At 63.7% G+C, this 20,952-nt stretch carries 17 protein-coding genes, 1 tRNA gene and 1 riboswitch; of the genes, 9 read left to right on the top strand and 9 right to left on the bottom strand.

Features of this window, described 5'->3' with window-relative positions:
• The first annotated feature begins 29 nt into the window (after window positions 1-29).
• On the top strand, window positions 30-935 hold the full coding sequence (locus MVC20_RS13515; RefSeq protein WP_297542219.1) for a LysR family transcriptional regulator: 906 nt from the start codon (window positions 30-32) through the stop codon (window positions 933-935).
• A gap of 10 nt (window positions 936-945) precedes the next feature.
• Here the strand turns inward: MVC20_RS13515 and MVC20_RS13510 are convergent, their stop codons facing one another.
• The gene (locus tag MVC20_RS13510; protein WP_297542217.1) at window positions 946-1,632 is read right to left on the bottom strand and encodes an arylesterase; all 687 of its coding nucleotides are present in this window, start codon (window positions 1,630-1,632) and stop codon (window positions 946-948) included.
• On the opposite strand from MVC20_RS13510, the gene MVC20_RS13505 reads away from it, so the two are divergent.
• The 4 genes from MVC20_RS13505 (at window position 1,631) to MVC20_RS13490 (ending at window position 7,711) form a co-directional block, all read left to right on the top strand.
• The gene (locus MVC20_RS13505; RefSeq protein WP_297542215.1) at window positions 1,631-2,308 is read left to right on the top strand and encodes an ATP-binding cassette domain-containing protein; all 678 of its coding nucleotides are present in this window, start codon (window positions 1,631-1,633) and stop codon (window positions 2,306-2,308) included. The two genes, MVC20_RS13510 and MVC20_RS13505, sit on opposite strands and share 2 nt — an antisense overlap.
• The gene (locus MVC20_RS13500) at window positions 2,305-4,827 is read left to right on the top strand and encodes an FtsX-like permease family protein (RefSeq protein WP_297542213.1); all 2,523 of its coding nucleotides are present in this window, start codon (window positions 2,305-2,307) and stop codon (window positions 4,825-4,827) included. The genes MVC20_RS13505 and MVC20_RS13500 overlap by 4 nt, the downstream gene beginning before the upstream one ends.
• A 135-nt stretch (window positions 4,828-4,962) precedes the next feature.
• Window positions 4,963-5,829, top strand: a complete 867-nt coding sequence (locus MVC20_RS13495) for an inositol monophosphatase (protein ID WP_297542211.1) — start codon at window positions 4,963-4,965, stop codon at window positions 5,827-5,829.
• A 112-nt stretch (window positions 5,830-5,941) separates the two neighbouring features.
• Window positions 5,942-7,711, top strand: a complete 1,770-nt coding sequence (locus tag MVC20_RS13490) for a helix-turn-helix transcriptional regulator (protein ID WP_297542210.1) — start codon at window positions 5,942-5,944, stop codon at window positions 7,709-7,711.
• 214 nt (window positions 7,712-7,925) lie between these two features.
• On the opposite strand, the gene gcvP is transcribed toward MVC20_RS13490, so the two are convergent.
• The 4 genes from gcvP to MVC20_RS13470 form a co-directional block, all read right to left on the bottom strand.
• Window positions 7,926-10,775, bottom strand: a complete 2,850-nt coding sequence (gene gcvP / locus MVC20_RS13485; protein WP_297542208.1) for an aminomethyl-transferring glycine dehydrogenase — start codon at window positions 10,773-10,775, stop codon at window positions 7,926-7,928.
• A gap of 122 nt (window positions 10,776-10,897) precedes the next feature.
• Entirely contained in the window at window positions 10,898-11,257 is a 360-nt protein-coding gene (gene gcvH / locus MVC20_RS13480; protein ID WP_297542206.1) for a glycine cleavage system protein GcvH, read from the bottom strand.
• A 20-nt stretch (window positions 11,258-11,277) separates the two neighbouring features.
• Complete coding sequence (gene gcvT / locus MVC20_RS13475) at window positions 11,278-12,405, bottom strand: glycine cleavage system aminomethyltransferase GcvT (RefSeq protein ID WP_297542204.1); 1,128 nt, start codon at window positions 12,403-12,405, stop codon at window positions 11,278-11,280.
• A gap of 166 nt (window positions 12,406-12,571) precedes the next feature.
• A riboswitch (glycine riboswitch) is annotated at window positions 12,572-12,658 on the bottom strand.
• A gap of 31 nt (window positions 12,659-12,689) precedes the next feature.
• Window positions 12,690-13,142 carry an Rrf2 family transcriptional regulator gene (locus tag MVC20_RS13470; RefSeq protein WP_297542202.1) on the bottom strand — a complete coding sequence of 151 codons (453 nt, stop codon included), beginning with the start codon at window positions 13,140-13,142 and terminating at the stop codon, window positions 12,690-12,692.
• Between the two features lie 87 nt (window positions 13,143-13,229).
• On the opposite strand from MVC20_RS13470, the gene MVC20_RS13465 reads away from it, so the two are divergent.
• Both MVC20_RS13465 and MVC20_RS13460 read left to right on the top strand, forming a co-directional pair.
• Window positions 13,230-13,805 (top strand): gamma-glutamylcyclotransferase family protein, encoded by a 576-nt coding sequence (locus tag MVC20_RS13465; protein WP_363320787.1) that lies wholly within the window; start codon window positions 13,230-13,232, stop codon window positions 13,803-13,805.
• Window positions 13,806-13,818: 13 nt separating this feature from the next.
• Window positions 13,819-15,081 carry a DUF2254 domain-containing protein gene (locus MVC20_RS13460; RefSeq protein ID WP_297542200.1) on the top strand — a complete coding sequence of 421 codons (1,263 nt, stop codon included), beginning with the start codon at window positions 13,819-13,821 and terminating at the stop codon, window positions 15,079-15,081.
• Here MVC20_RS13460 and gltX read toward each other — a convergent pair.
• Both gltX and MVC20_RS13450 read right to left on the bottom strand, forming a co-directional pair.
• Window positions 15,065-16,390 carry a glutamate--tRNA ligase gene (gene gltX, locus MVC20_RS13455; RefSeq protein ID WP_297542198.1) on the bottom strand — a complete coding sequence of 442 codons (1,326 nt, stop codon included), beginning with the start codon at window positions 16,388-16,390 and terminating at the stop codon, window positions 15,065-15,067. The two genes, MVC20_RS13460 and gltX, sit on opposite strands and share 17 nt — an antisense overlap.
• Window positions 16,391-16,453: 63 nt before the next feature.
• On the bottom strand, window positions 16,454-17,785 hold the full coding sequence (locus MVC20_RS13450; protein WP_297542196.1) for an MFS transporter: 1,332 nt from the start codon (window positions 17,783-17,785) through the stop codon (window positions 16,454-16,456).
• Between the two features lie 142 nt (window positions 17,786-17,927).
• Between MVC20_RS13450 and MVC20_RS13445 the strand changes: the two genes are divergently transcribed.
• Together MVC20_RS13445 and MVC20_RS13440 are read left to right on the top strand one after the other, a co-directional pair.
• A complete protein-coding gene (locus MVC20_RS13445) occupies window positions 17,928-18,851 on the top strand; it encodes an MBL fold metallo-hydrolase (protein ID WP_297542195.1) in 924 nt (307 codons plus the stop codon).
• Window positions 18,852-18,906: 55 nt separating this feature from the next.
• Window positions 18,907-19,302, top strand: coding sequence for a metallopeptidase family protein (locus MVC20_RS13440; protein WP_297542193.1), 396 nt, complete (start codon window positions 18,907-18,909; stop codon window positions 19,300-19,302).
• A gap of 89 nt (window positions 19,303-19,391) precedes the next feature.
• Here MVC20_RS13440 and MVC20_RS13435 read toward each other — a convergent pair.
• Together MVC20_RS13435 and MVC20_RS13430 are read right to left on the bottom strand one after the other, a co-directional pair.
• Window positions 19,392-19,478, bottom strand: a tRNA-Leu gene (locus tag MVC20_RS13435).
• A gap of 100 nt (window positions 19,479-19,578) precedes the next feature.
• Window positions 19,579-20,910 carry a peptidoglycan-binding domain-containing protein gene (locus MVC20_RS13430; RefSeq protein ID WP_297542191.1) on the bottom strand — a complete coding sequence of 444 codons (1,332 nt, stop codon included), beginning with the start codon at window positions 20,908-20,910 and terminating at the stop codon, window positions 19,579-19,581.
• Window positions 20,911-20,952: the final 42 nt, after the last annotated feature.

Raw genomic sequence — 20,952 nt, 5'->3', positions numbered from 1 at the left:
GTTTATCTGAAACATTGAACAGGCCAGCCATGATCCGGACCGAAGCCCTGCGCGCGTTTGTCACTGTCACCGAACATGGCAATATCCGGGATGCGGCGGAAATCTTGTGCCGGACGCAATCTGCGGTTTCAATGACCCTGAAACAGCTTGAGGCAGAGTTGGGCGGTCCCCTGTTCGAAAGCGACCGCAAGAGCAAGCTGACGGATCTCGGGGCTTTCGTGCTCGACGTCGTGGGGCCCCTCCTTCGCGAGCATGACCGCGCTCTGGAGCTGATCACCGGCTATGCGCAAGGCTATTCCGGGCGGCTGCGGATCGCGGCGGTGCCGTCGGTTGCGGCTTTGATCCTGCCCACAGTTCTCAAGAGCTTTGTGCAGGCCCGCCCCGAGGCAGAAATCGACCTCTACGATACCGACAGCGCCAGCGTCCGCGAGATGCTCTTGCGCGGGGAAACCGATCTTGGTCTGGCCAGCCCGGCCGGAGAAGCTGACGGTCTGCGCGCCATCCCGCTTTTCACTGATCCGCTGGTCTTTGTCTGCCATGCAGCGCATCCGCTCGCATCGGAGCCACGCCCTCTGGCATGGCATCAACTGACTGGAGAGCGATTGATCCTGAACGAAACTCTGAGCGGGCTTGCGACGCCCGAGTTCCGCGCTCTGGCGGCAAAGGCGCGCCTGTCAGTGCGCAACCTGACCTCGCTCCTGGCGATGGTCCAGGCCGACGCAGGCGATACGATCCTGCCCGGTCTGGCCACCCGCGCCTTGCCCTCGGGCGTGGTCACGCGACCTCTCGCCGACCCGGCCTGCCAGCGCCGCGTCAGTCTGCTGGTCCGCGACGGGCGCACACCCAGCCCCATTGCCGCCGCCTTCATCGACATGCTCTGCGATGCCCTGCCCAATATGGCAAAGCGCTTTGGCCTGCGTGAACGCTGGACCTAGAGCGTCGGTGCTACTCCGCCTCTGTCGCCTCGATCAAGGCCAGCACACTTGGCCCCAACCCCTCGACGATACGCGCCACACCATCGGCATTCGGATGAATGCCATCCGCCTGAAACCACCGCTGCAAAGCCGCAGGATCGCCGCCGCCAAGGCCAGCAAAGAAGTCCGGGGCAAGGAGGGCACCATAAGCCTCTGACAATTCGGGGTAGATCGCATCAAACGCCGTCTTATACTCTGGGCCGTAATTGCCCGGCGCCGTCAGCCCGACCAGCAAGACCTCAACACCCTTGGCCTGCGCGACCTGCAGGATCACTTCGAGGTTTCCCCGGCTGACCGCCGGATCAATCCCGCGCAAGAGATCATTGCCGCCCAGCGTCACGATCATCGCATCCACCTCGGGTGTGAGGCTCCACTCCACTCGCGCAGCCCCGCCTGCAGTGGTATCCCCAGACACGCCCGCATTGATCAGCGTGGCCTCAACCCCTTGATCATTCAGCCATTTCTGCATCTGCGGCACCAGCCCATCCTGCTCGGGCAGACCGTAGCCCTGGGTCAGACTATCCCCCAATGCCAGAACCGTGACCGGCTCATCCGCCATAACGGGGCTGACAAGGCAGAGAAACGCCGCTACCACCTTGCCCAGAGGCCGCAGCACCCCATATGACAGAAAACCTTTGTAAATCAGGCGCAAACGCATGAGTTCTCCTATCCTGTCCCTCTCCGACGTCACCTTGTCTCTGGAGGGAAATGCCGGTCTTGTGCACATACTTCACGGGATTACCTTGGATGTCCACAAGGGCGAGACCCTCGGCCTGATCGGCCCCTCGGGTTCCGGCAAATCTTCGCTCTTGATGCTCATGGGTGGGTTGGAGCGCGCCACTTCTGGCCATATCACCGCCTTGGACAGCAACCTGTCGGCCATGAACGAGGATCAGTTGGCCCGCCTGCGGCGCGAGAATTTCGGCGTCGTGTTCCAATCCTTTCACCTCATTCCAACGATGACCGCGCTCGAGAATGTGGCAACCCCGCTCGAGTTGGCGGGGGCGGCGGATGCCCATGCCCGCGCGCTCGAGGAACTGGCCGCCGTGGGCCTTGCCACGCGCGCAGGGCATTACCCCTCGCAACTTTCGGGCGGAGAACAACAGCGCGTCGCACTTGCGCGCGCCGCAGCCCCCCGCCCCGCCATCATCCTCGCGGATGAGCCCACGGGCAATCTCGACAGCACCACAGGAGCCGCGATCATCGACCTGCTCTTTGGCCTGCGCGACCGGCATGGCGCGACCCTCGTGCTCGTGACCCATGATCCCGACCTTGCCGCGCGCTGCGACCGCGTGGTCAGCCTCCGCGACGGCCGCATAGAGGGCACCGCATGAGCCTGCGCATCGCGGCTCGCCTGGCCCGGCGGGAATTGCGCGGGGGCCTGCGTGGATTTCGCATCTTTCTCGCCTGCGTGATCCTTGGCGTGGCGGCGATTGCCGCCGTCGGCACCCTGCGCGAGAGCATCCGTGCCGGCATGACCGAACAGGGATCAGCCATCCTTGGCGGCGATGCGGAACTTGAACTGACTTATCGGTTCGCCACCGAGGACGAATACGCCTGGATGGCCCGCAATGCCGATGCCGTCTCGGAAATCGCCGATTTCCGCTCCATGGCCATCGCGCCGGACGGGCGGCGCGAACTGACCCAACTCAAGGCCGTGGATCACGCCTATCCTTTGGTTGGCACCGTGGTTCTTTCCCCCGACATGCCGCTCGATGTGGCGTTCGGTGGTTCCGGCGGCCTGCCTGGCGCTGTCATGCAGCCCATTCTCGCGGCGCGTCTGGGGATCAAGGTGGGCGATACCTTTCGCTTGGGCGAGCGCGAATTTCGACTGATGGCCGAACTGGTCAGAGAGCCGGATCAAACCCGCGCGGGCTTTGGCCTTGGCCCCCGCACCATCGTCAGCCGCGCCAATCTCGACGGCTCTGGCCTTCTCAGCGCAGGCTCGCTCTTCACCACGAAATACCGCCTCGATCTGGCCGAAGGCACCGATCTGGCCGCCTTCGAGAGCCGCGCGCTGCAAGAGCTGGATGGCTCCGGCTTTCGCTGGTCCGATGCCCGCAACGCCAGTCCGCGTGTCGCCGAGTTCGTGACCCGGCTGGGGGCCTTTCTGGTGCTCGTGGGTCTCTCGGGCCTCGCCGTGGGTGGTGTCGGCATTTCTGCTGCGTTGCGCGCCTATCTCGCGGGCAAGGTGCAGGTCATCGCCACATTGCGCACCCTAGGGGCCGATCAACGCACGATTTTCCTGACCTATTTCATCCAGGTCGGGGTTCTGGCCCTGATCGGTATCCTCGGGGGTCTGATCCTCGGCGTGGGCCTGCCGGTGCTCCTGGGGCCCGTCATCGCGGCGCGCTTGCCCGTGCCTGCGATCTTTACGCCCTACGCGGCCCCGATGGCGGAAGCGGCACTCTACAGCGTGTTGAGCGTGCTCATCTTCACGCTCTGGCCGCTTGCCCGCGCGCGCGAGGTCCGCGCCGCCGCCCTCTACCGTGAAGCGGCGGGAGCCGCGCGTCGCTGGCCCGCCTGGTCCTGGATCGCGACCACGCTCGGTCTCGTCGGTGTCCTGCTTGGTGCCGCCAGTCTCTTTTCTGGCAATCTGACCCTCACACTCTGGACCGCTGGCGGTATCGCAGCCGCTCTCTTGGTCCTGTCCTTGGCTGCGATGCTGGTGCAGAAGCTGGCCCGCGCAGTCCGTCCTCGCCTGCGCAACCGCCCCGCCCTCGGTTGGGCCCTCGGGGCCATCGGCGGACCGGGCACCACTGCGGGGCCAGTCATGCTCTCGCTTGGTCTGGGCCTCGCGGTGCTGGCCGCCGTCGGTCAGATCGACGGCAACCTGCGCCGCGCCATTGCCGCCGACCTTCCCGAACGCGCGCCCTCCTTCTTCTTTGTCGATCTGCAAAAGGACCAGATGGCATGGTTCCTCGACCGGTTGGAGAGTGACCCCGCCGTCAGCCGTATCGACAGCGCGCCGATGTTGCGCGGCATCATCAGCCGCATCAACGGCCGCCCCGCGACCGAGGTTGCCCCCGGACATTGGGTGGTCGAGGGCGACCGCGCCGTGAGCTACGCCGATGCCCTGCCCGCTCGCACCAAGATCATAGAAGGCACATGGTGGGGTGAAGGCTATACCGGCGCGCCGCAACTCAGCTTTGCCGCCGAAGAGGCCATGGAAATGGGCATCGGCCTCGGCGACGAGATCACCGTGAATATTCTCGGGCGTGACATCACCGCCCCCATCACCTCGCTGCGCGAGGTGGATTTCTCAAGCGTCGGCATGGGCTTTGTCCTGCTGATGAACCCGGTGGCGGTGGCGGGCGCGCCGCATACGTTCATCGCCACGGTGTATGCCGATGATCTGGCATCCGAGGAACAGATCCTGCGCGATGTGACCGACCGTTTCCCCAATGTCACCGCGATCAACGTGCGCGATGCGCTGACCCAGGTGACCGACCTCTTGGCCGGTCTCGCGTCGGCGACCTCCTGGGGCGCGTCAGTCACGCTGCTCACAGGCTTTCTCGTGCTCATCGGCGCGGCAGCGGCGGATCAGCGCGCGCGCACCTATGAGGCCGCGATCCTCAAGACCCTCGGTGCCACACGCGCCAGAATTCTCTCGAGCCTGGTCTTGCGCGCCCTCATTCTCGGAGGGGCGGCGGGGCTCGTGGCGCTTGGCGCGGGGATCGGTGGCGGTTGGGCGGTCAGTCATTTCGTGATGGACACGCCCTTCCGCGTGATCTGGCCCTCTGCCCTTGCGATCATTCTGGGCGGCATGGTGGTGACGCTGCTGGCAGGTTTGGTCTTTGCCTTGGGGCCGTTGCGCGCCCGCCCAGCCCGGACCTTGCGCGCGCGCGAATGACCTCTGCGGACCTGGTTCTTTATGGGCGAAATACTCTGGGGGTCCGGGGATGAAACCCCCGGTCTTTCCGGCCATTCCCGCGTTGATTTCAGACCTCAAGGCTGGCACTCCACCGGGGCACCGACAGGAGATGACATGACCGATTCGCTGCCGATCCCGCTCTCTGCTCCGCTCACGCCCGCGCAACAGACCATGCTGGTCAATCTCGTGCGCCGCGCCGCGCGTGCCGAAATCATGCCGCGCTTTCGCACCGTGACCCGGGCCGAAGCCATGACCAAATCCGGCCCGCATGATCTGGTGACAGAAGCCGATCATCAGGCCGAGGCCATGCTGGCGCGGGGCCTGCAACGGATGTTTCCCCATGCGTTGATCGTGGGTGAAGAGGCGGTGGCGGCCAAACCCGCCCTGCGCGAGGATGTGTCCGAGGCGGAACTGGCCTTCATCATCGACCCGGTGGATGGCACCTGGAACTTTGTCCACGGCCTGCCGCTCTTTGGGGTGATCATCGCCGTCACCCGCTTTGGTCGGCCGGTTCTGGGGCTGCTTTACGATCCTGTCTCGGATGACTGGATCATCGCGGACGAGGCCAATCCGGCCCGGATGGCTGCGGTTCAGGGGGCCGAGCGCCCGGTGCGCGTGTCTTCCGGCGGCGCCTTGTCGGAATTGCAGGGTTATATGCATTACTACCTGATGACACAGGCCCGTCAGGATAAGGTGGCCCCGCTTTTGCCCGCACTTGCGCGCTGCATCGCGCTGCGCTGCTCGTGCCATGAATACCGTCTGCTGGCGCAGGGGGCCGTCGATTTCGTCCTGTCGGATGTGCTCAACCCATGGGATCACGCGGCGGGCGTGCTCATCTGCCGACAGGCCGGCGGCGTGGCGCGGATGCTGGACGGGCGCGACTACAACACTTCGATCACCAAGGGCGTTCTGCTCAGTGCCGCGAACGAGGAAACCTGGACCAGTCTGAAAGATCATTTCGCCTGTCTTTTGGACATCTGAAACCAAGAAAAAACTTTTCATTTGCCTTTAAAACGCCATTTCTGCATGACTAAGTCAGGGCGTGGCCCCATTTTCACCTCATCGGATTTCAGGCATGACATCGACCCGGCGCATGACGGATCAAATAGACGTTGTCACCCTGTCCGACGCGGACCGGGAGGCAGCGATCGACCGCCTTTATGATGTCGCCCTCGACCCAGGGCGCTACGAGGCGCTGCTCGACCATTGGGAGAGTGCGATAGGCCCTCTGCGTGCGCGTGTAGATCTGGCCGCGCCGCGTCTGCTGGACGAGCCGCAAATATCCGAGCATTTCCGCCGCGCCACCGAGTTCCTCGATCGTCTGGCCCCTGAGGATGCGGATCACAAAAGTCTGGACGCCATGCTGGCCCCGTTCGACCGGGTGCCGGCCCTCTTGCTGGATCGCGGCCGCAACATCCGCGCCGCCAACCCCGCCGCACATCAGGCCATGGCCTTGGCTGCAAACGCGCGCCTTTGTGATCTGCCCATTCACGAGGCCGACATGGAGGCGCTCGCGGGGGCTCTCGAGATACTGTTCGACAGCCGGGAAAAGGACACCGCCGTGTTGCGGGTGCGGTCGGTGCAGGCCGGGCAGCTGATCGTCTTTCGGCTGCAACGCTGTGTTGCCCCCGATGGCACGATGCTGGTGCTCGCCGCCTCCAATGAAATCAGCATGCCGCCGGGCTTTTGCGAGATATTGATCGAGGCCTTCGATCTGACCCAGACCGAGGCCGATATCCTGTGCCATCTGGTTGATTGTCGCGGCGTCAACGAGATTGCCGCCGAGCGCGGGCGCTCTGTGGATACCGTGCGGGCCCAGATCAAATCACTGCTTGCCAAGACCGAGACCCATTCGCAACTCGAACTGGTACGCCTCGCGCTCTCGATGATCGACATGACGGCGATGACCGTGCGCGCTGCACCCGGCCCGCATGTTGTCAGCCGGGGTTATGCGACCCTGTCAGAGCGGGATTTCAAATCCTTGGTCATGCCAGACGGTCGGCGGGTGGATTACCTCGTCCTCGGGGCCCCGCGCGGACGCCCCGTGCTCTACCTGCCGCTCGATTTCGGGCTGGTGCGATGGCCTGCCTCTGCCGAAACCTGTGCCACGCTGCGGGGGCTCAAGGTGATCGTGCCTCTACGCCCCGGCTATGGCCTGTCGGACATGGTAACGCGGGGCGCGGATTATGACGCTGCGCTCTGCGATGACACAATACGCGTCCTGCGTGCCGAAGGCGTAACGCGCTGTCCGATCCTCTGCCTCAGCGGCGATGCTTTCTACGCGGTCAAGCTGGCCCGGCAAAATCCCTTTGCCTTCAGCGGGATCGTTGCCTGTTCCGGTATGTTGCCCCTCACCCGTCGCGAACAGTTCGAGCGGATGCACAAATGGCACCGCTTCATCCTCGCCGGGGCCAAATACACGCCGCATCTCTTGCCCTTCATGGTCAAGGCAGGCTTTTTGCTCGCGCGCAAGATCGGCAAGCGCAACTTTTTGCACGCGGTCTATGGCAACTCTGCCGCCGATGTGTCCGTGATCGAAGACCCGGAAGCCTTCGAAGCCCTCGCGACGGGATCGGAAGTGGCCCTCTCCGACACCCATTCCGCGCATGAGGCCTTCGCACGGCAATTGACCTCCGGCCAGCTCGAGGATTGGAGCAGCGAAGTCGAGGCGCTGCGGGGCAAGCTGCCGATTGTCTTCCTGAACGGCGCCGAAGATCCGCAAGTGCCGCTGGCCACTTTCGAAGAGTTCCGCCGCGACTACCCCTGGATCGAATTTCATCAGCTGGAGGAGGCTGGGCAACTGGCCTTCTTCCGGCATTGGCGCAGGGTACTGGATCAGATAACGCGGTTTCTTGGAGATTAATCGCGACCTTACCCTATTTGGGGTATGACAGACTCAGGTTATTCACACTAGCGTGAACTCACGTGATCAGAGCGGCCCGTTTGAGTGATGGCGCATCCGTTTTGTCACGCGTCCGCACCGTTTTCTATGAGACGGACGTTTTCTTGAAAGCTATTTCAGCAGGACAAAGGGCGGCCCGCAAAGGCCGCCTTTTTCTGTTTCGTCAAGGGCACGCCTATTCGGCGGCCTCTGCGTAATCCTCCAGCGGCGGACAGGTGCAGATCAGATGCCGGTCGCCGTAAACATTGTCCACGCGGTTGACCGGCGGCCAGTATTTATCGACGCGGAAAGCACCCGGCGGGAAGCATCCCTGTTCGCGGCTGTAAGGCCGATCCCATTCCCGGACCAGATCCTCCATCGTGTGCGGCGCGTTCTTGAGCGGGTTGTTCTCCGCATCAATCCGGCCCTCTTCGATGTCGCGGATCTCTTCGCGGATCGCCAGCATCGCGTCGCAGAAGCGGTCAAGCTCGGCCTTGGTCTCGCTCTCGGTCGGTTCCACCATCAGCGTGCCCGCCACCGGCCAGCTCATCGTCGGCGCATGGAACCCGCAGTCGATCAGCCGCTTGGCGATGTCGTCCACCGTGACGCCCGCGCTTTCGGCAAAGGGGCGCACGTCAAGGATGCACTCATGCGCCACCCGGCCATTTCGTCCCTTGTAGAGCACCGGAAAGGCACCTTCGAGCCGCTTGGCGATGTAATTGGCATTGAGGATGGCCACCCGCGTTGCCTGCGCCAGCCCGGCCCCGCCCATCATCAGGCAATAGGCCCATGAAATCGGCAAGAGCGAGGGCGAACCAAAAGGCGCGGCGCTGACCGGCCCTTCGCTGCCGCCGGTTTCAGGATGGCCGGGCAGATGGGGCACGAGGTGCGCCTTGACGCCAATCGGCCCCATGCCGGGACCGCCGCCGCCATGCGGGATGCAGAACGTCTTGTGCAGGTTGAGGTGACTCACATCACCACCCAGATCGCCGGGGCGCGCAAGCCCCACCATGGCGTTCATATTGGCCCCGTCGATATAGACCTGACCACCGTGGCTATGGGTGATCTCGCAGACCTCGCGCACCGTTTCCTCGAACACGCCATGGGTCGAGGGATAGGTGATCATGCAGCCTGCAAGGTTCTCCGCGTGCTTCTCGGCCTTGGCGCGGAAATCCTCCACGTCGATGTCGCCGTTCGCGGCGGATTTGACCACCACCACATCCCAACCCACCATCTGTGCGCTCGCGGGATTGGTTCCGTGGGCGCTGACCGGGATCAGGCAGACGCGGCGATGCCCTTGCCCTTGTGCCCGGTGATAGGCGGCAATGGTCAAGAGACCCGCATACTCCCCCTGCGCGCCGGAATTGGGCTGCATGGAAATCGCGGCATAGCCGGTGATGTCACAGAGCTTGGCGCTCAGGTCGTCGATCATTTCCTTGTAGCCCAGCGCCTGATCGGCGGGCACAAAGGGGTGCAGAAGCGAGAATTCGCGCCAACTGACCGGCATCATCTCGGCCGCGGAATTGAGCTTCATCGTGCAGGACCCCAGCGGGATCATCGCGCGATCCAGCGCCAGATCACGATCCGCCAGCCGCCGCATGTAGCGCATCATTTCCGTCTCGGCGCGGTTCATGTGGAAAATCGGGTGGGTCAGATACTCGGACTCGCGCTGCAAAGCATCGGGGATACGGTATTCCGGCGTGAAATCGGCGTCTTCCATGATGATGCCAAAGGCCCGCCAGACCGCCTCGATGGTGGCTGTCCGGCTGCGTTCGTCCAGCGTGATGCCGATCCGTGTCTCCCCCACGCGGCGCAGGTTGATCCCCTCGCGCACCGCCGATTGCAGCACGCCACGCTGCAATAGACCGACATCGACCGTGATCGTGTCAAAGAAATCGCCCGGTTCGACATGGAACCCCGCCGCTTCCAGCCCCTTGGCCAGACGCACCGTCTTGCGGTGGATACGCTGTGCGATGGCGCGCAGGCCCTTGGGGCCGTGAAACACCGCATACATCGACGCCATGACCGCCAAGAGCGCCTGCGCCGTGCAGACGTTCGAGGTGGCCTTTTCGCGGCGGATATGCTGCTCGCGGGTTTGCAGGCTCAGGCGATAGGCGCGGTTGCCATGGCTGTCGATCGAGACGCCCACGATCCGCCCCGGCATGGCGCGCTTGTAGGCATCCTTGGTGGCCATATAGGCGGCATGCGGTCCGCCATAGCCCACCGGCACGCCGAAACGCTGCGTCGAGCCCACGGCAATATCCGCGCCCATGGCCCCCGGTTCCTTGAGCAGCGTCAATGCCAACGGATCGGCGATCACGATGCCCAGCGCGCCGCTTTCATGCAGGGCCGCAATCTCGGGGGTGAAGTCGCGCAGTGTCCCATAGGTGCCGGGATACTGGAAAATCGCGGCAAATACCTTGTCCGCCTCCAGATCATCCGGGTTGCCGACGATCACCTCAATGTCCAGGGGTGCTGCGCGTGTCTGGATCACGGCGATATTCTGCGGATGGCAATTCTCGTCGACGAAAAACGCCTTGGCCTTGGACTTTGCCACGCGCTGCGCCATGGTCATGGCCTCTGCCGCCGCCGTTGCCTCGTCCAGAAGCGAGGCATTGGCGATTTCCAGCCCGGTCAGATCGCTGACCATGGTCTGAAAGTTGAGCAACGCCTCCAACCGACCCTGGCTGATCTCCGGCTGATAGGGGGTGTAGGCGGTATACCAAGCCGGGTTTTCAAAAATGTTCCGCTGAATCGCGGGCGGCGTCACCGTGCCGTGATAGCCTTGACCAATCAGCGAGGTCAGGACCTTGTTCTTGGACGCGGTCTGCCACATGTGGAATTGCAGTTCCTGTTCCGACTTGGGCTTGCCGAAATCGAGCGGCTTCTCCTGGCGGATGGATTTCGGCACCGTCTCGTCAATCAGCGCCTCAAGGGACTCGACACCGAGAACCTTGAACATCTCGTTCATTTCCTCGGGCGAGGGGCCGATATGGCGGCGATTGGCGAAGTCATAGGGCAGATAATCGGTCGCTTTGAACGACATGGGTTTGTCCTCATCAGATCGCGCAGGCGGCATGACGCTGGCCCGCTGCTTCTTCTTGGCAAAAGTACTCCCGCCGGAGGCCCGAAATCCTCTGGGGCCGTCCACGCCTCCGGCGGGCGGGCTCAGGCGATATGGGCCTGATAGGCGGCCTCATCCATATAGTCGTCCATCTGGCTGGGATCGGCAGGCTTGATCTTGAAGAACCAGGCATCGCCCATCGGGTCTTCGTTGACCTTGCCGGGATTGTCGATCAGCGCCTCGTTGACCTCGACGATCTCGCCATCGATCGGGGCGAGGATATCCGAGGCGGCCTTGACGCTCTCGATCACCACCACCTCGTCATCCTTGCTGACCTCGGTGCCCACTTCGGGCAGATCGACAAAGACCACATCCCCCAACTGCTCGCTGGCGTGCTCGGTGATGCCCACGACCACGACGTCATCCTCGACGCGCAGCCATTCATGTTCTTCGGTGAATTTCATCGCTTTCCGGCTCCTGTTGCTCAGCGTTTGAAAGTTGCAGGGGTAAAGGGCAGCTTGGCCACCCGGACGGGCAGACGTTTGCCACGCACCTCACCGTATAACTCGGTGCCCTCAGCCGCCAAGGCCTGAGGGACATAGCCCATCGACATCGGGGCCTCGATGGTCGGGCCAAAGGCCCCCGAGGTCACGTGACCGACGGGCTCGCCGCCGGTCGCTTGTGCAAAAAGCGGCGTGCCTTCGCGCATCGGTGCCCGGCCTTCGGGGCGCAGACCCACGCGGGCGCGCGGCGCACGCTGTTGCAATTCGCCCAGAATACGCTCTGCGCCGGGAAACCCGCCCGCACGTGCCCCGTCCGCGCGGCGCACCTTCTGGATCGCCCAACTCAGACTTGCCTCGACCGGCGTCGTGCCCGTGTCGATGTCATGCCCATAGAGGCACAAACCCGCCTCGAGCCGCAAACTGTCACGCGCGCCCAATCCGATCGGCTCCACATCCTCATGTGCCAAGAGTGCGCGCGCGAGCGGCTCTGCCTGTGCCTCGGGCACCGAAATCTCGAACCCATCCTCGCCGGTGTAGCCCGAACGCGAAATCCACAATTCGCCAAAGGTGCTCTCGAAAATGCCCACATCCATGAAGCGCATCGCAGCCACACCCGGCACCATCGCCTCCAGCACCGCCTCTGCAGCGGGGCCTTGAAGGGCCAAGAGCGCGCGGTCGGCGATCTCTTGCACCTCGATCCCCGGCAGTCCGGCGCGCATATGCGCGATATCGTCGGCCTTGCAGGCGGCATTGACCACGACGAACATATGATCGCCCCGGTTGGCCAGCATCAGGTCATCCAGAATACCCCCCGCGTCGTTGGTGAACATGCCATAGCGCTGCCGCATCGCACCCAGCCCCAGCAGATCCACGGGCACGAGCGCCTCCATCGCTTGGGCCACGGCGTCATAGCCCCCCGGCGCATGCAAGATCACCTGACCCATGTGGCTCACATCGAAAAGCCCCGCCTTGGCGCGGCAATGCAGATGCTCCTTCATCACGCCCATGGGATATTGCACCGGCATGTCATAGCCCGCGAAGGGCACCATCTTGGCCCCCAGTTCGCGGTGCAATGCATTCAACGGCGTTATTTGCAGATCAGCAGACATCCGCATCCTTCCCTTTGCTCTGGTCCGGATCGTCAGTCGATCAGTCCGGCACCGCCCATGCGCCATGCCCATGACAGGCCGCGCCACGATGCCCCCTCTGTCCTTTTGCCTGAGATCGCTATCCCGTCGGCGTCCCGGTCACGCCCGGGCTCTCTCCAGAGTTTCGAGGATCGGGCAGGTCCTTGCGCCTGAGAGTTTCCGGGGCGGTTGCTCCTTCGGCACTGGCTCGCGCCAGTTCTCCCTATCCGATCTGTTGTGCACGCTAGTATACAGCACGCTTCAGTTCAAGCCTGTTTCAGGCAGGGCGCCGCTGAAAAGATCGTGAAGAGCGCCTCGTTGTCACAAACAAGCGCCTCCAGCGTCACCTCGTCGAGCTGCGCGTAGAACGCCTCGACCGCATCGACCAACGCCACCCGAAGGCGGCAGGCATCGGTCAGCGGACAGGTGTTGTCGACATCGGCAAAACATTCCGCCACCGGCGTATGCTGCTCCAATTGACGAAACACCTCGCCCACAGTGATCCGAGACATCGGGCGCCCCAGACGCACCCCCCCGGTGCGCCCGCGTTGCGTATAGAGAAATCCCAGTTGCGACAGACGGTTGATGATCTGTGCCAGATGGCTTTCAGAGGTGTTGCAGCGCTCGGCAATCTCGGTCTTCGTGACAAGACGGTCGCTGTTCGCGGCGCAAAACATCAAGAGCCGAATGGCTATATTGGTGCGTTTGGTGATCCGCATGACAGGCATTTCCCCCTCAAGAACTGGATCAAGTCTTGCGGTGAAACGGCGAGATGACCATGATCCAGATCAAAACAGGGGCAAAGCGTGATTGGAAACTCATATTTCTTTGGCTATGGCAGCCTTGTGAACCGGGCAAGTCACAGCTTTGCCGGCGCCGTTCCCGCACAGCTGACCGGCTGGCGCCGAATCTGGCGGCACACGGACCTGCGGCCCGTTGCCTATCTGACGGTGGTGCCGGACGCGCATGCAGAGATTGACGGGCTGATTGCGCCTGTGCCCGATGCTGACTGGCCCGCACTGGACGCGCGCGAGGCGGCCTATATCCGCGCACCTGCCGCGCATCAGGTGCGCCACCCCCTGCCCCATAGTCCGGAAATCGCCGTCTATACCATTCCCGAGGGGATGCACGCGGCCCCCAGCCGGGCACATCCGATCCTGCTCAGCTATCTTGATGTCGTGGTTCAGGGCTATTTCCGCGAATTCGGCGCGGCGGGCGTGCAGCGATTCTTTGACACCACCCATGGCTGGGACGCGCCTCTGCTCGATGACCGAAGCAGCCCCCGCTATCCCCGCCACCAGAGCCTCACGGACGAGGAACGGGAATTGACCGACGGACATCTTGACCGGCTTGGCGTCTCGCTGCTCAGCTCCGACAGATAATCAGGGTCCGCATTTGAAAGCTCATATTCTCTCCACCACGGCCCTCTCGCTCTTGCGCCTCAGCCGCAAGCTCTGGCTGCGCGTCACGCTCTTCGCGCTCTTGGCGGTGCTGGCCTCAGCGACAGCGATCCTGCTCGACGCCCAGATCCCCGACAGCCTCAAGAGGCGCTTTTCCTCGGATGCGGTGATGCCCATCCTCACGATCCTTGCCTCCGGCATGCTCGCGGTCAGCACCTTTTCCCTCAATGTCATGGTGACGGCCCACAACGCCGCCGCGGGCCAGACGACACCGCGCGTTCACGCGATCCTCTTGGCGGATACGACCACGCATACGGTTCTGGCCACTTTCATCGGCGCCTTCGTCTATGCTCTGAGCGCGATCATTCTCTTTCAGACCGGCTTTTACCCCGAAGGTGCCAGCATTCTGGTGCTGGTCTTCACCGTGGCCGTAGTTTTTTTGGTGGTGGTGGCGCTTTTGCGCTGGATTCACCATCTGAGCGATCTGGGCAGCATGGATGCCACGCTTTTTTCCATCGAGCAGGCCGCCCGCAATAGCCTGATCCGCGACCGCAACCTGCCATCGCTCGGCGCGCGGAGGTTGACGGACGAGACGGTTTTGCCGGTTGAGGCCCGCCCGCTCTGCGCCCCCCGAACCGGGTATCTGCAACTCATCGACATGCTCGCCATCAGCGAAAAACTGAGCACGGATCAGACCCGCGTCTATCTCTATGTCCGGCCCGGTGCCTATCTTGTCCGGGGCCAGACCGTGGGTCATGCGACAGGGCTGAGCGATGAAGAGCGCAGCGCCATCTGCGAGAACCTGACCATCGCCGCGACCCGCAGCTTCGAGCAGGACGCGAGCTACGGGCTGCTGGTGCTGTCGGAAACCGCGTCGCGGGCGCTCTCGCCGGGGATCAACGATCCGGGCACCGCAATCGCGGTGCTCTGCCGTCAGGAAAAACTCTTGCTGGACTGGGCCCATGCCACGCATACCGAGGATAGCCCGCGCTTTCCCCGGCTCTTTCTGCCGGAAACGTCACGTGCCGCGATAATCGACACGGCCTTTGCCAGCGTGGCGCGGGATGGGGCAGGACAGATCGAGGTGGCGCTGCGCCTGCAACAGGTTCTGGCGCGGCTGGCCTCGGCTCCCGATGAGGATCTGGCTCAGGCGGCGCGGGAAATGTCGCAACATGCCCGCGAATATGCCGAAGAGGCGCTGCCCCTTGAACGTGACAAGACGCGGCTGCGCGCTGCGGTGCTCAGCCCTTCGCCTTGATTACCTGCAAGAGCGGCAGCACCTGCGCCATTTCCGGCCCATGCGCCTGACCGGTCAGCGCCTTGCGTAGCGGCATGAACAGGCCCTTGCCCTTGCGGCCCGTGGCGTCCTTGACGGCACTCGTCCACTTGCCCCAGGTCTCGGCATCATGCGGACCCTCGGGCAAGAGCGTCATCGCTTGCGCCACAAAGTCCCGGTCCTCGTCCTCGATCACCGGCTCTGCCCCATCGCGAAAGAGCGCCCACCATCCCTCAAGATCCTTGAGCGTAGTGATATTCTCGCGCGAGACCTCCCAGAATTGCGGGGCCAGTGCCTCGGGCACGCCGATCTCCGCGATCTTGCCCGCCACCGCCTCGAACGGAAGCGCCGCCAGATGCCGCGCGGTCAACGGAAAGAGGTCATTCTCATCGAACTTGGTCGGGGCAGAGCCGAACCGCTCGATGTCAAAGCCCTCGATCAACTCGGCCATCTCCGAGCGCAGTTCAACCGGATCGGATGACCCCAACCGCGCCATCAGGCTCAGAAGCGCCATAGGCTCGATCCCCTGCGCGCGCAGGTCGCGCAACGACAGCGCACCCAGACGTTTCGACAGCGCCTCGCCCTGCGGGCCCGTCAAGAGCGAGTGATGCGCGAATTGCGGCGGCGTGGCTCCCAGCGCCTCGATAATCTGGATTTGCGTGGCGGTGTTGGTCACATGATCCGAGCCGCGCACGATATGCGTGACGCCCATGTCGACATCATCCACCACCGAGGCCAGCGTATAGAGCACCTGACCATCGCCGCGAATGAGCACCGGATCACTGACCGAGGCCGCGTCAATCGAAATATCGCCAAGGATACCATCGCGCCACTCGATCCGCTCCTGGATCAGTTTGAACCGCCAGACGCCATTGCCCCGCTCGGCGCGCAGCTTGTCCTTCTCCGCGTCGCTGAGCGCAAGCGCCGCGCGGTCATAGACCGGCGGGCGGCCCATGTTGAGCTGTTTCTTGCGCTTGAGGTCAAGCTCGGTTGGCGTCTCGAACGCCTCGTAGAACCGCCCCATGCCGCGCAACTGATCCGCCGCTTCGGCATAGCGATCCAGCCGCAGCGATTGCCGTTCGATCCGGTCCCAATGCAGGCCCAACCACTCCAGATCCTGCTTGAGCGCATCGACATAGGCCTCTTTCGAGCGTTCGGCGTCGGTATCGTCGATCCGCAGGATAAACGTGCCCCCCGCGCGCCGGGCAATGAGATAGTTCATCAGCGCAGTGCGCAGATTGCCGACATGGATATAGCCGGTGGGCGACGGGGCAAAGCGGGTGGTGATCATGGGTGTCTCCTGACTCTGCCGCGGGCTTTGTCACAGGCGCGCGCGTTTGTCCAGATTGCGCCCCTAGCCCTGGGTGGGCCAGACACGATGCGCGTCGTCGATCACAAGCGGATGTGCATGCCGCCGCCCGCCATGGGCGCGCAAATGCGGATGCCCTTCGGGCAGGTCGGGATGCGCGTGCACGGGCGCATCGGTCAGGCCAGCCGGCCAGAGCCGCGCCGCAACTCCCAACCCCATGGCCGCAAGCCCCGCCATCACCCCCAAGGCGGGACCCATGCCAAGGGCCTGCCCCGCCCATCCGGCCAAGGGATAACTCACCAGCCAGCACGCATGGCTGAGCGCGAATTGCGCGGCAAAGACCGCCGGGCGGTCCTCGGCATGGGCCGAGCGCCGCAAGAGCCGCCCCGACGGTGTCAGGATACCGGCATAGAGCGCGCCGATACACGCCCAGATCGCCAGAAAGAGCGGCCAGCCCGGCAGTTTACCCTGCCAGAGCAGCGCCCCCGCGATCAGAGCGACAACGATAAGCCCCCGCGCCGCCGTCATCATCACCGGCCGGTCTGCAACATGATCCAGTATTCGTGGCAACAGCAGCGCCGCCGCCATCGACCCCGCCCCAAAGGCCGCCATGGCAAGGGCCAGCGCCCGCGCGTCGCCACCATAGCCACCGCGCACCAGCACCACCGTATTGACCAGAACAAAAGCCCCGATCGAGGCAGCGGCCATGTTCAATGCCAAGAGGCCGCGCAGGCGCGGTGTGGCCAGATATATCCGCAACCCCCGCGACAGACGCTCGCGAAAGGGGCGCTCTGCCGCCGCCCCGCGCAGGCCGGGAATCACCGCCGTTGCCACCAGAAGGGCCGAGGCCACAAACCCCGCCACAGTGCCCAAAAAGAGCCAGTGATAGCTCATCACCGCCAGCAAGAGCCCCGCCAAGGCCGGGCTCACGAGGTTTTCCAGGTCATAGGCCAGACGCGAGAGCGACAGCGCGCGGGTATAATCCCGCTCATCAGGCAGCACATCCGGCAAGACCGCCTGATAGGCCGGGGTAAAGGTGGCCGAGGCCGCCTGAAGCACGAAAATGAGGGTATAGACCTGCCAGAGGTCCGTGACGAACGGCAGGCAAAGCGCCACACCCGCGCGCAGCATGTCCGCCCCGATCAGCACCGCCTTGCGCGGCAGACGCTGCACCACCGCCTGTGCCACCGGCGACAGGCCCACATAGGCCACCATCTTGATCGTATAGGCCGTGCCCAGAACCAGCCCCGCCTGCGGCCCGGCCAAATCATAGGCCAAGAGGCCAAGCGCCACCGTCAAGAGACCGGTGCCGATCAGGGCCACAACCTGCGCGGCAAAGAGACGGGCGTAATCGCGATGTGCAAAGAGGGTCAACATAATCCGATGCTACACCCCGTGATCCGCGCCGGGAATGGCGCGTTTCCTCCCGCGCCAAAACAATCTCAATTTTCCGTGAGCGCCATGCGCACTACATGGAACAGCGCTACCCTGACGCGAGTAACATAAGCAGGAGGATTCCATGCCCAAAACCAGACTGACCCGTCGCGCCATTCTTGGCTCTGCCGCGGCATTGCCTCTAGCGGCAATGACCGGCCCTGCGCGTGCCGCAGCCCCGATGCTAGGGGCTGCCACCACACGGTTCAACCGGGTGACACTCGGCGATTTCGAGGTAACGACCCTGCTCGCCGCCACCATGCCGCGCCCCGAGCCGCAGACGATCTTTGGCCTCAACGTCAGCGCAGAGGAATTCGCGCAGGTCTCTGCCGCCAACAATATCCCCACAGATCAGGCGCAGTTCTTCTTTACGCCCACGGTGATCAACACGGGCTCCGAGCTTGTACTCTTTGACACCGGCCTCAATCCCGAGGCGATCACCGGCGCGCTCGCGGCGGCGGGCTATACCCCGGATCAGGTCGATGTGGTGGTCATCACCCATATGCACGGCGACCATATTGGCGGGCTGATGGGAGAGGGCGGTGTCGCCACCTTCCCGAATGCCCGCTACGTGACCGCAAGCGCCGAATACGACCATTGGGCCGCAGCCGGAAACGAGGGATTCGACGCCAAGATGCGCCCTCTCGCCGATAAGACCGAGATGATCGGCGACGGGGCCAGCGTGGCCTCGGGCATCACCGCCATGTCCGCAGCGGGGCACACCCCCGGCCACACCGCCTACATGATCGAGAGCGGCGGCAAATCGCTGGTCATCGCCGCCGATTTCGCCAATCACTATGTCTGGTCGCTCGGCTATCCCGACTGGGAGGTCAAGTTCGACATGGACAAGGCACAGGCCGCAGCCACCCGCCGCAAGGTTCTGGGGATGCTGGCCGCCGACAAGATCCCCTTCATCGGCTATCACATGCCCTTCCCCGCCGTGGGCTATGTCGAAACGCGCGGCGACGGGTTCCAGTATGTGCCCGCGAGCTATCAGCTGATGCTCTGACAGGTCCGCGCGGGGGCGGATTTACATTTCCGCCCCCGCGCCCCATATGCCGGGCATGGACAGGCCCGCCACCGATCTTGCCGGTTTTGAGGATATGGCCCGCGCGGCCATCGCCGCCCTGCCCCCGGCGTTTCGCCCGGCGGCACAAGCGGTGGCGTTGCTGGTGGTGGACTGGCCGCCGCAACATCTGCTCGACGAGATGGAGATCGACGATCCACTCGATCTGACTGGCCTCTACGAAGGCATTCCGCTCACCGAAAAATCCCATTTCGATCAGCCGTTTGGCCCCGATACGATCTGGCTATTCCGCGAGCCGATCCTCGACGAGTGGCGCGAGAGGGGCGATATTGATCTGGCCGATCTGGTCACGCATGTGGTGGTGCATGAACTGGCGCATCACTTCGGCTGGTCGGATGCGGACATTGCAAGCATAGATCGCTGGTGGGAATGAGTGCCCGGCGCCCTGCTGTTCCAGCGAGCCACAAATCACGACCATTGGGAAAGTTTTTTCTGATCCTATTTCACCTCAGAGAGATGAAATGGTGCGGTCGAGAGGACTCGAACCTCCACGGGAGTTACCCCACAGCGACCTCAACGCTGCGCGTCTACCAATTCCGCCACGACCGCACGTGATCAGGTAGGTTTGGGCCGTATATGCAAACTCATCCGCCTTGTGAAGGGGCAAAACACATTGCCCCTCCGGTTTTTCACGGGACCGTTCCGCAGCCTAGTCGAGCTTGAACGTGGGCAGGGTCGCAACCGGCTGCACGCTGCCGCCGCTGCCGGTCTGAGCGCCTTGCGTCTGGAACGCCGCCTTGCGCAAAAGCCCGGTGCGGCCGGTGTTTCCGGGAGCAAAAACAGGCTCTGCGCCGCGCTCGATCGCCTCGACCGCGCCTTGATACCACGCCAGGGCCAGATCAGGCCGCCGGGTGGTGCCAAACCCTTCGTTCAGGTGATGCCCCATCAGCTCGCCATAGGGCTCTTCACCCAGTGCCGTGAGCAACAACGCCGACCCAAGCGCCACGTTCATGTTGTCGATTCGGTAGCCGACCGAGAGACAGATCTTGGCCGTTCCCGCCAGTTGCGCCGGGGATTGCCCCGACTGAAGCACGAAGCCACGCACGTTCTGCACGACCTCCTCGCGCGGACTGAGCGAAAGCGCCGCCACGTGATCCCGCATCGCAGGTTCGAAGGCCCGGCATTGATCCTCGAGTTGCGATTGTGTCACCCCTTTGAGAGAGGCTGCCATCGTCTCGCCCTCGGCAATGGCATAGGTGCGTGCAAGGCAGAACTGCTCGTTCAGCGCCACACGACCATCCCCCATCGAGGCCTCGGTGACAAAACCGCCGTTGGAGTTGGTAATGAGGCTCACCTGATTGCAATGCGACGCCAGCGACGGCCCTTCGCCACCCGAGCCCATCAGATTCGGCAACGCGGCAAACCCGACCGCGGCCGGGGCGGCGGGCGCGCTTGGCACCTGCGCCGCCTGAGGGATCGACGCCATCACCGACGAGGGGGCAGCCGGTGCAGGCGCAGGGGCGGCCGCATAGGTCGTCACGCCCGCCGCCTCGTCGCGATAGGCGTGCAACAGGCCACGCGTGCCCTGCCCGCGCTGCGCGATCAACTGCGCCGTCGCCGCACCGCTGCTCTGCGCACGGTAATACGAGCTGATGAGAAACTGCCGCTCGTAATCCGCCAGATAGCCGGTCGCCGGATAGCCCATATGCGCCTGGAACTGCGCGGCGGCATCGCGCGTGTTGCGACCGCGCACGCCATCGGGCGTCCCTGCCGGAAAGCCGAAATAGTTGAGCGCGGTCTGCTCTTCGCGCACTTGCTGACGCTCGACGCTGTTCACCGGGGCCTGATAGACCCGCCGCGTTGTGGTGGTCGTCTGTTGCTTTCGCTCCCGCGCCTTGGCGCTTTCGTTCACGATGATGCCGCTCACCGCGCCACCAACAAGGCCGCCGACCAAACCATCCTTGAAATCCGCCCGGGCCCCGCCTGCAGGCAACGCCACCGTGGTCGCCAAGGCCATCATCAGAAATCGTTTTGAAAACATCGCTCATCTCCCCTAAGCAGGTGCAAACTTGATAGGATAATC

This window comes from Roseovarius sp., from assembly GCF_027019125.1.
GTDB lineage: Bacteria > Pseudomonadota > Alphaproteobacteria > Rhodobacterales > Rhodobacteraceae > Roseovarius.
This window is presented reverse-complemented; position numbering and strand designations above follow the sequence as displayed.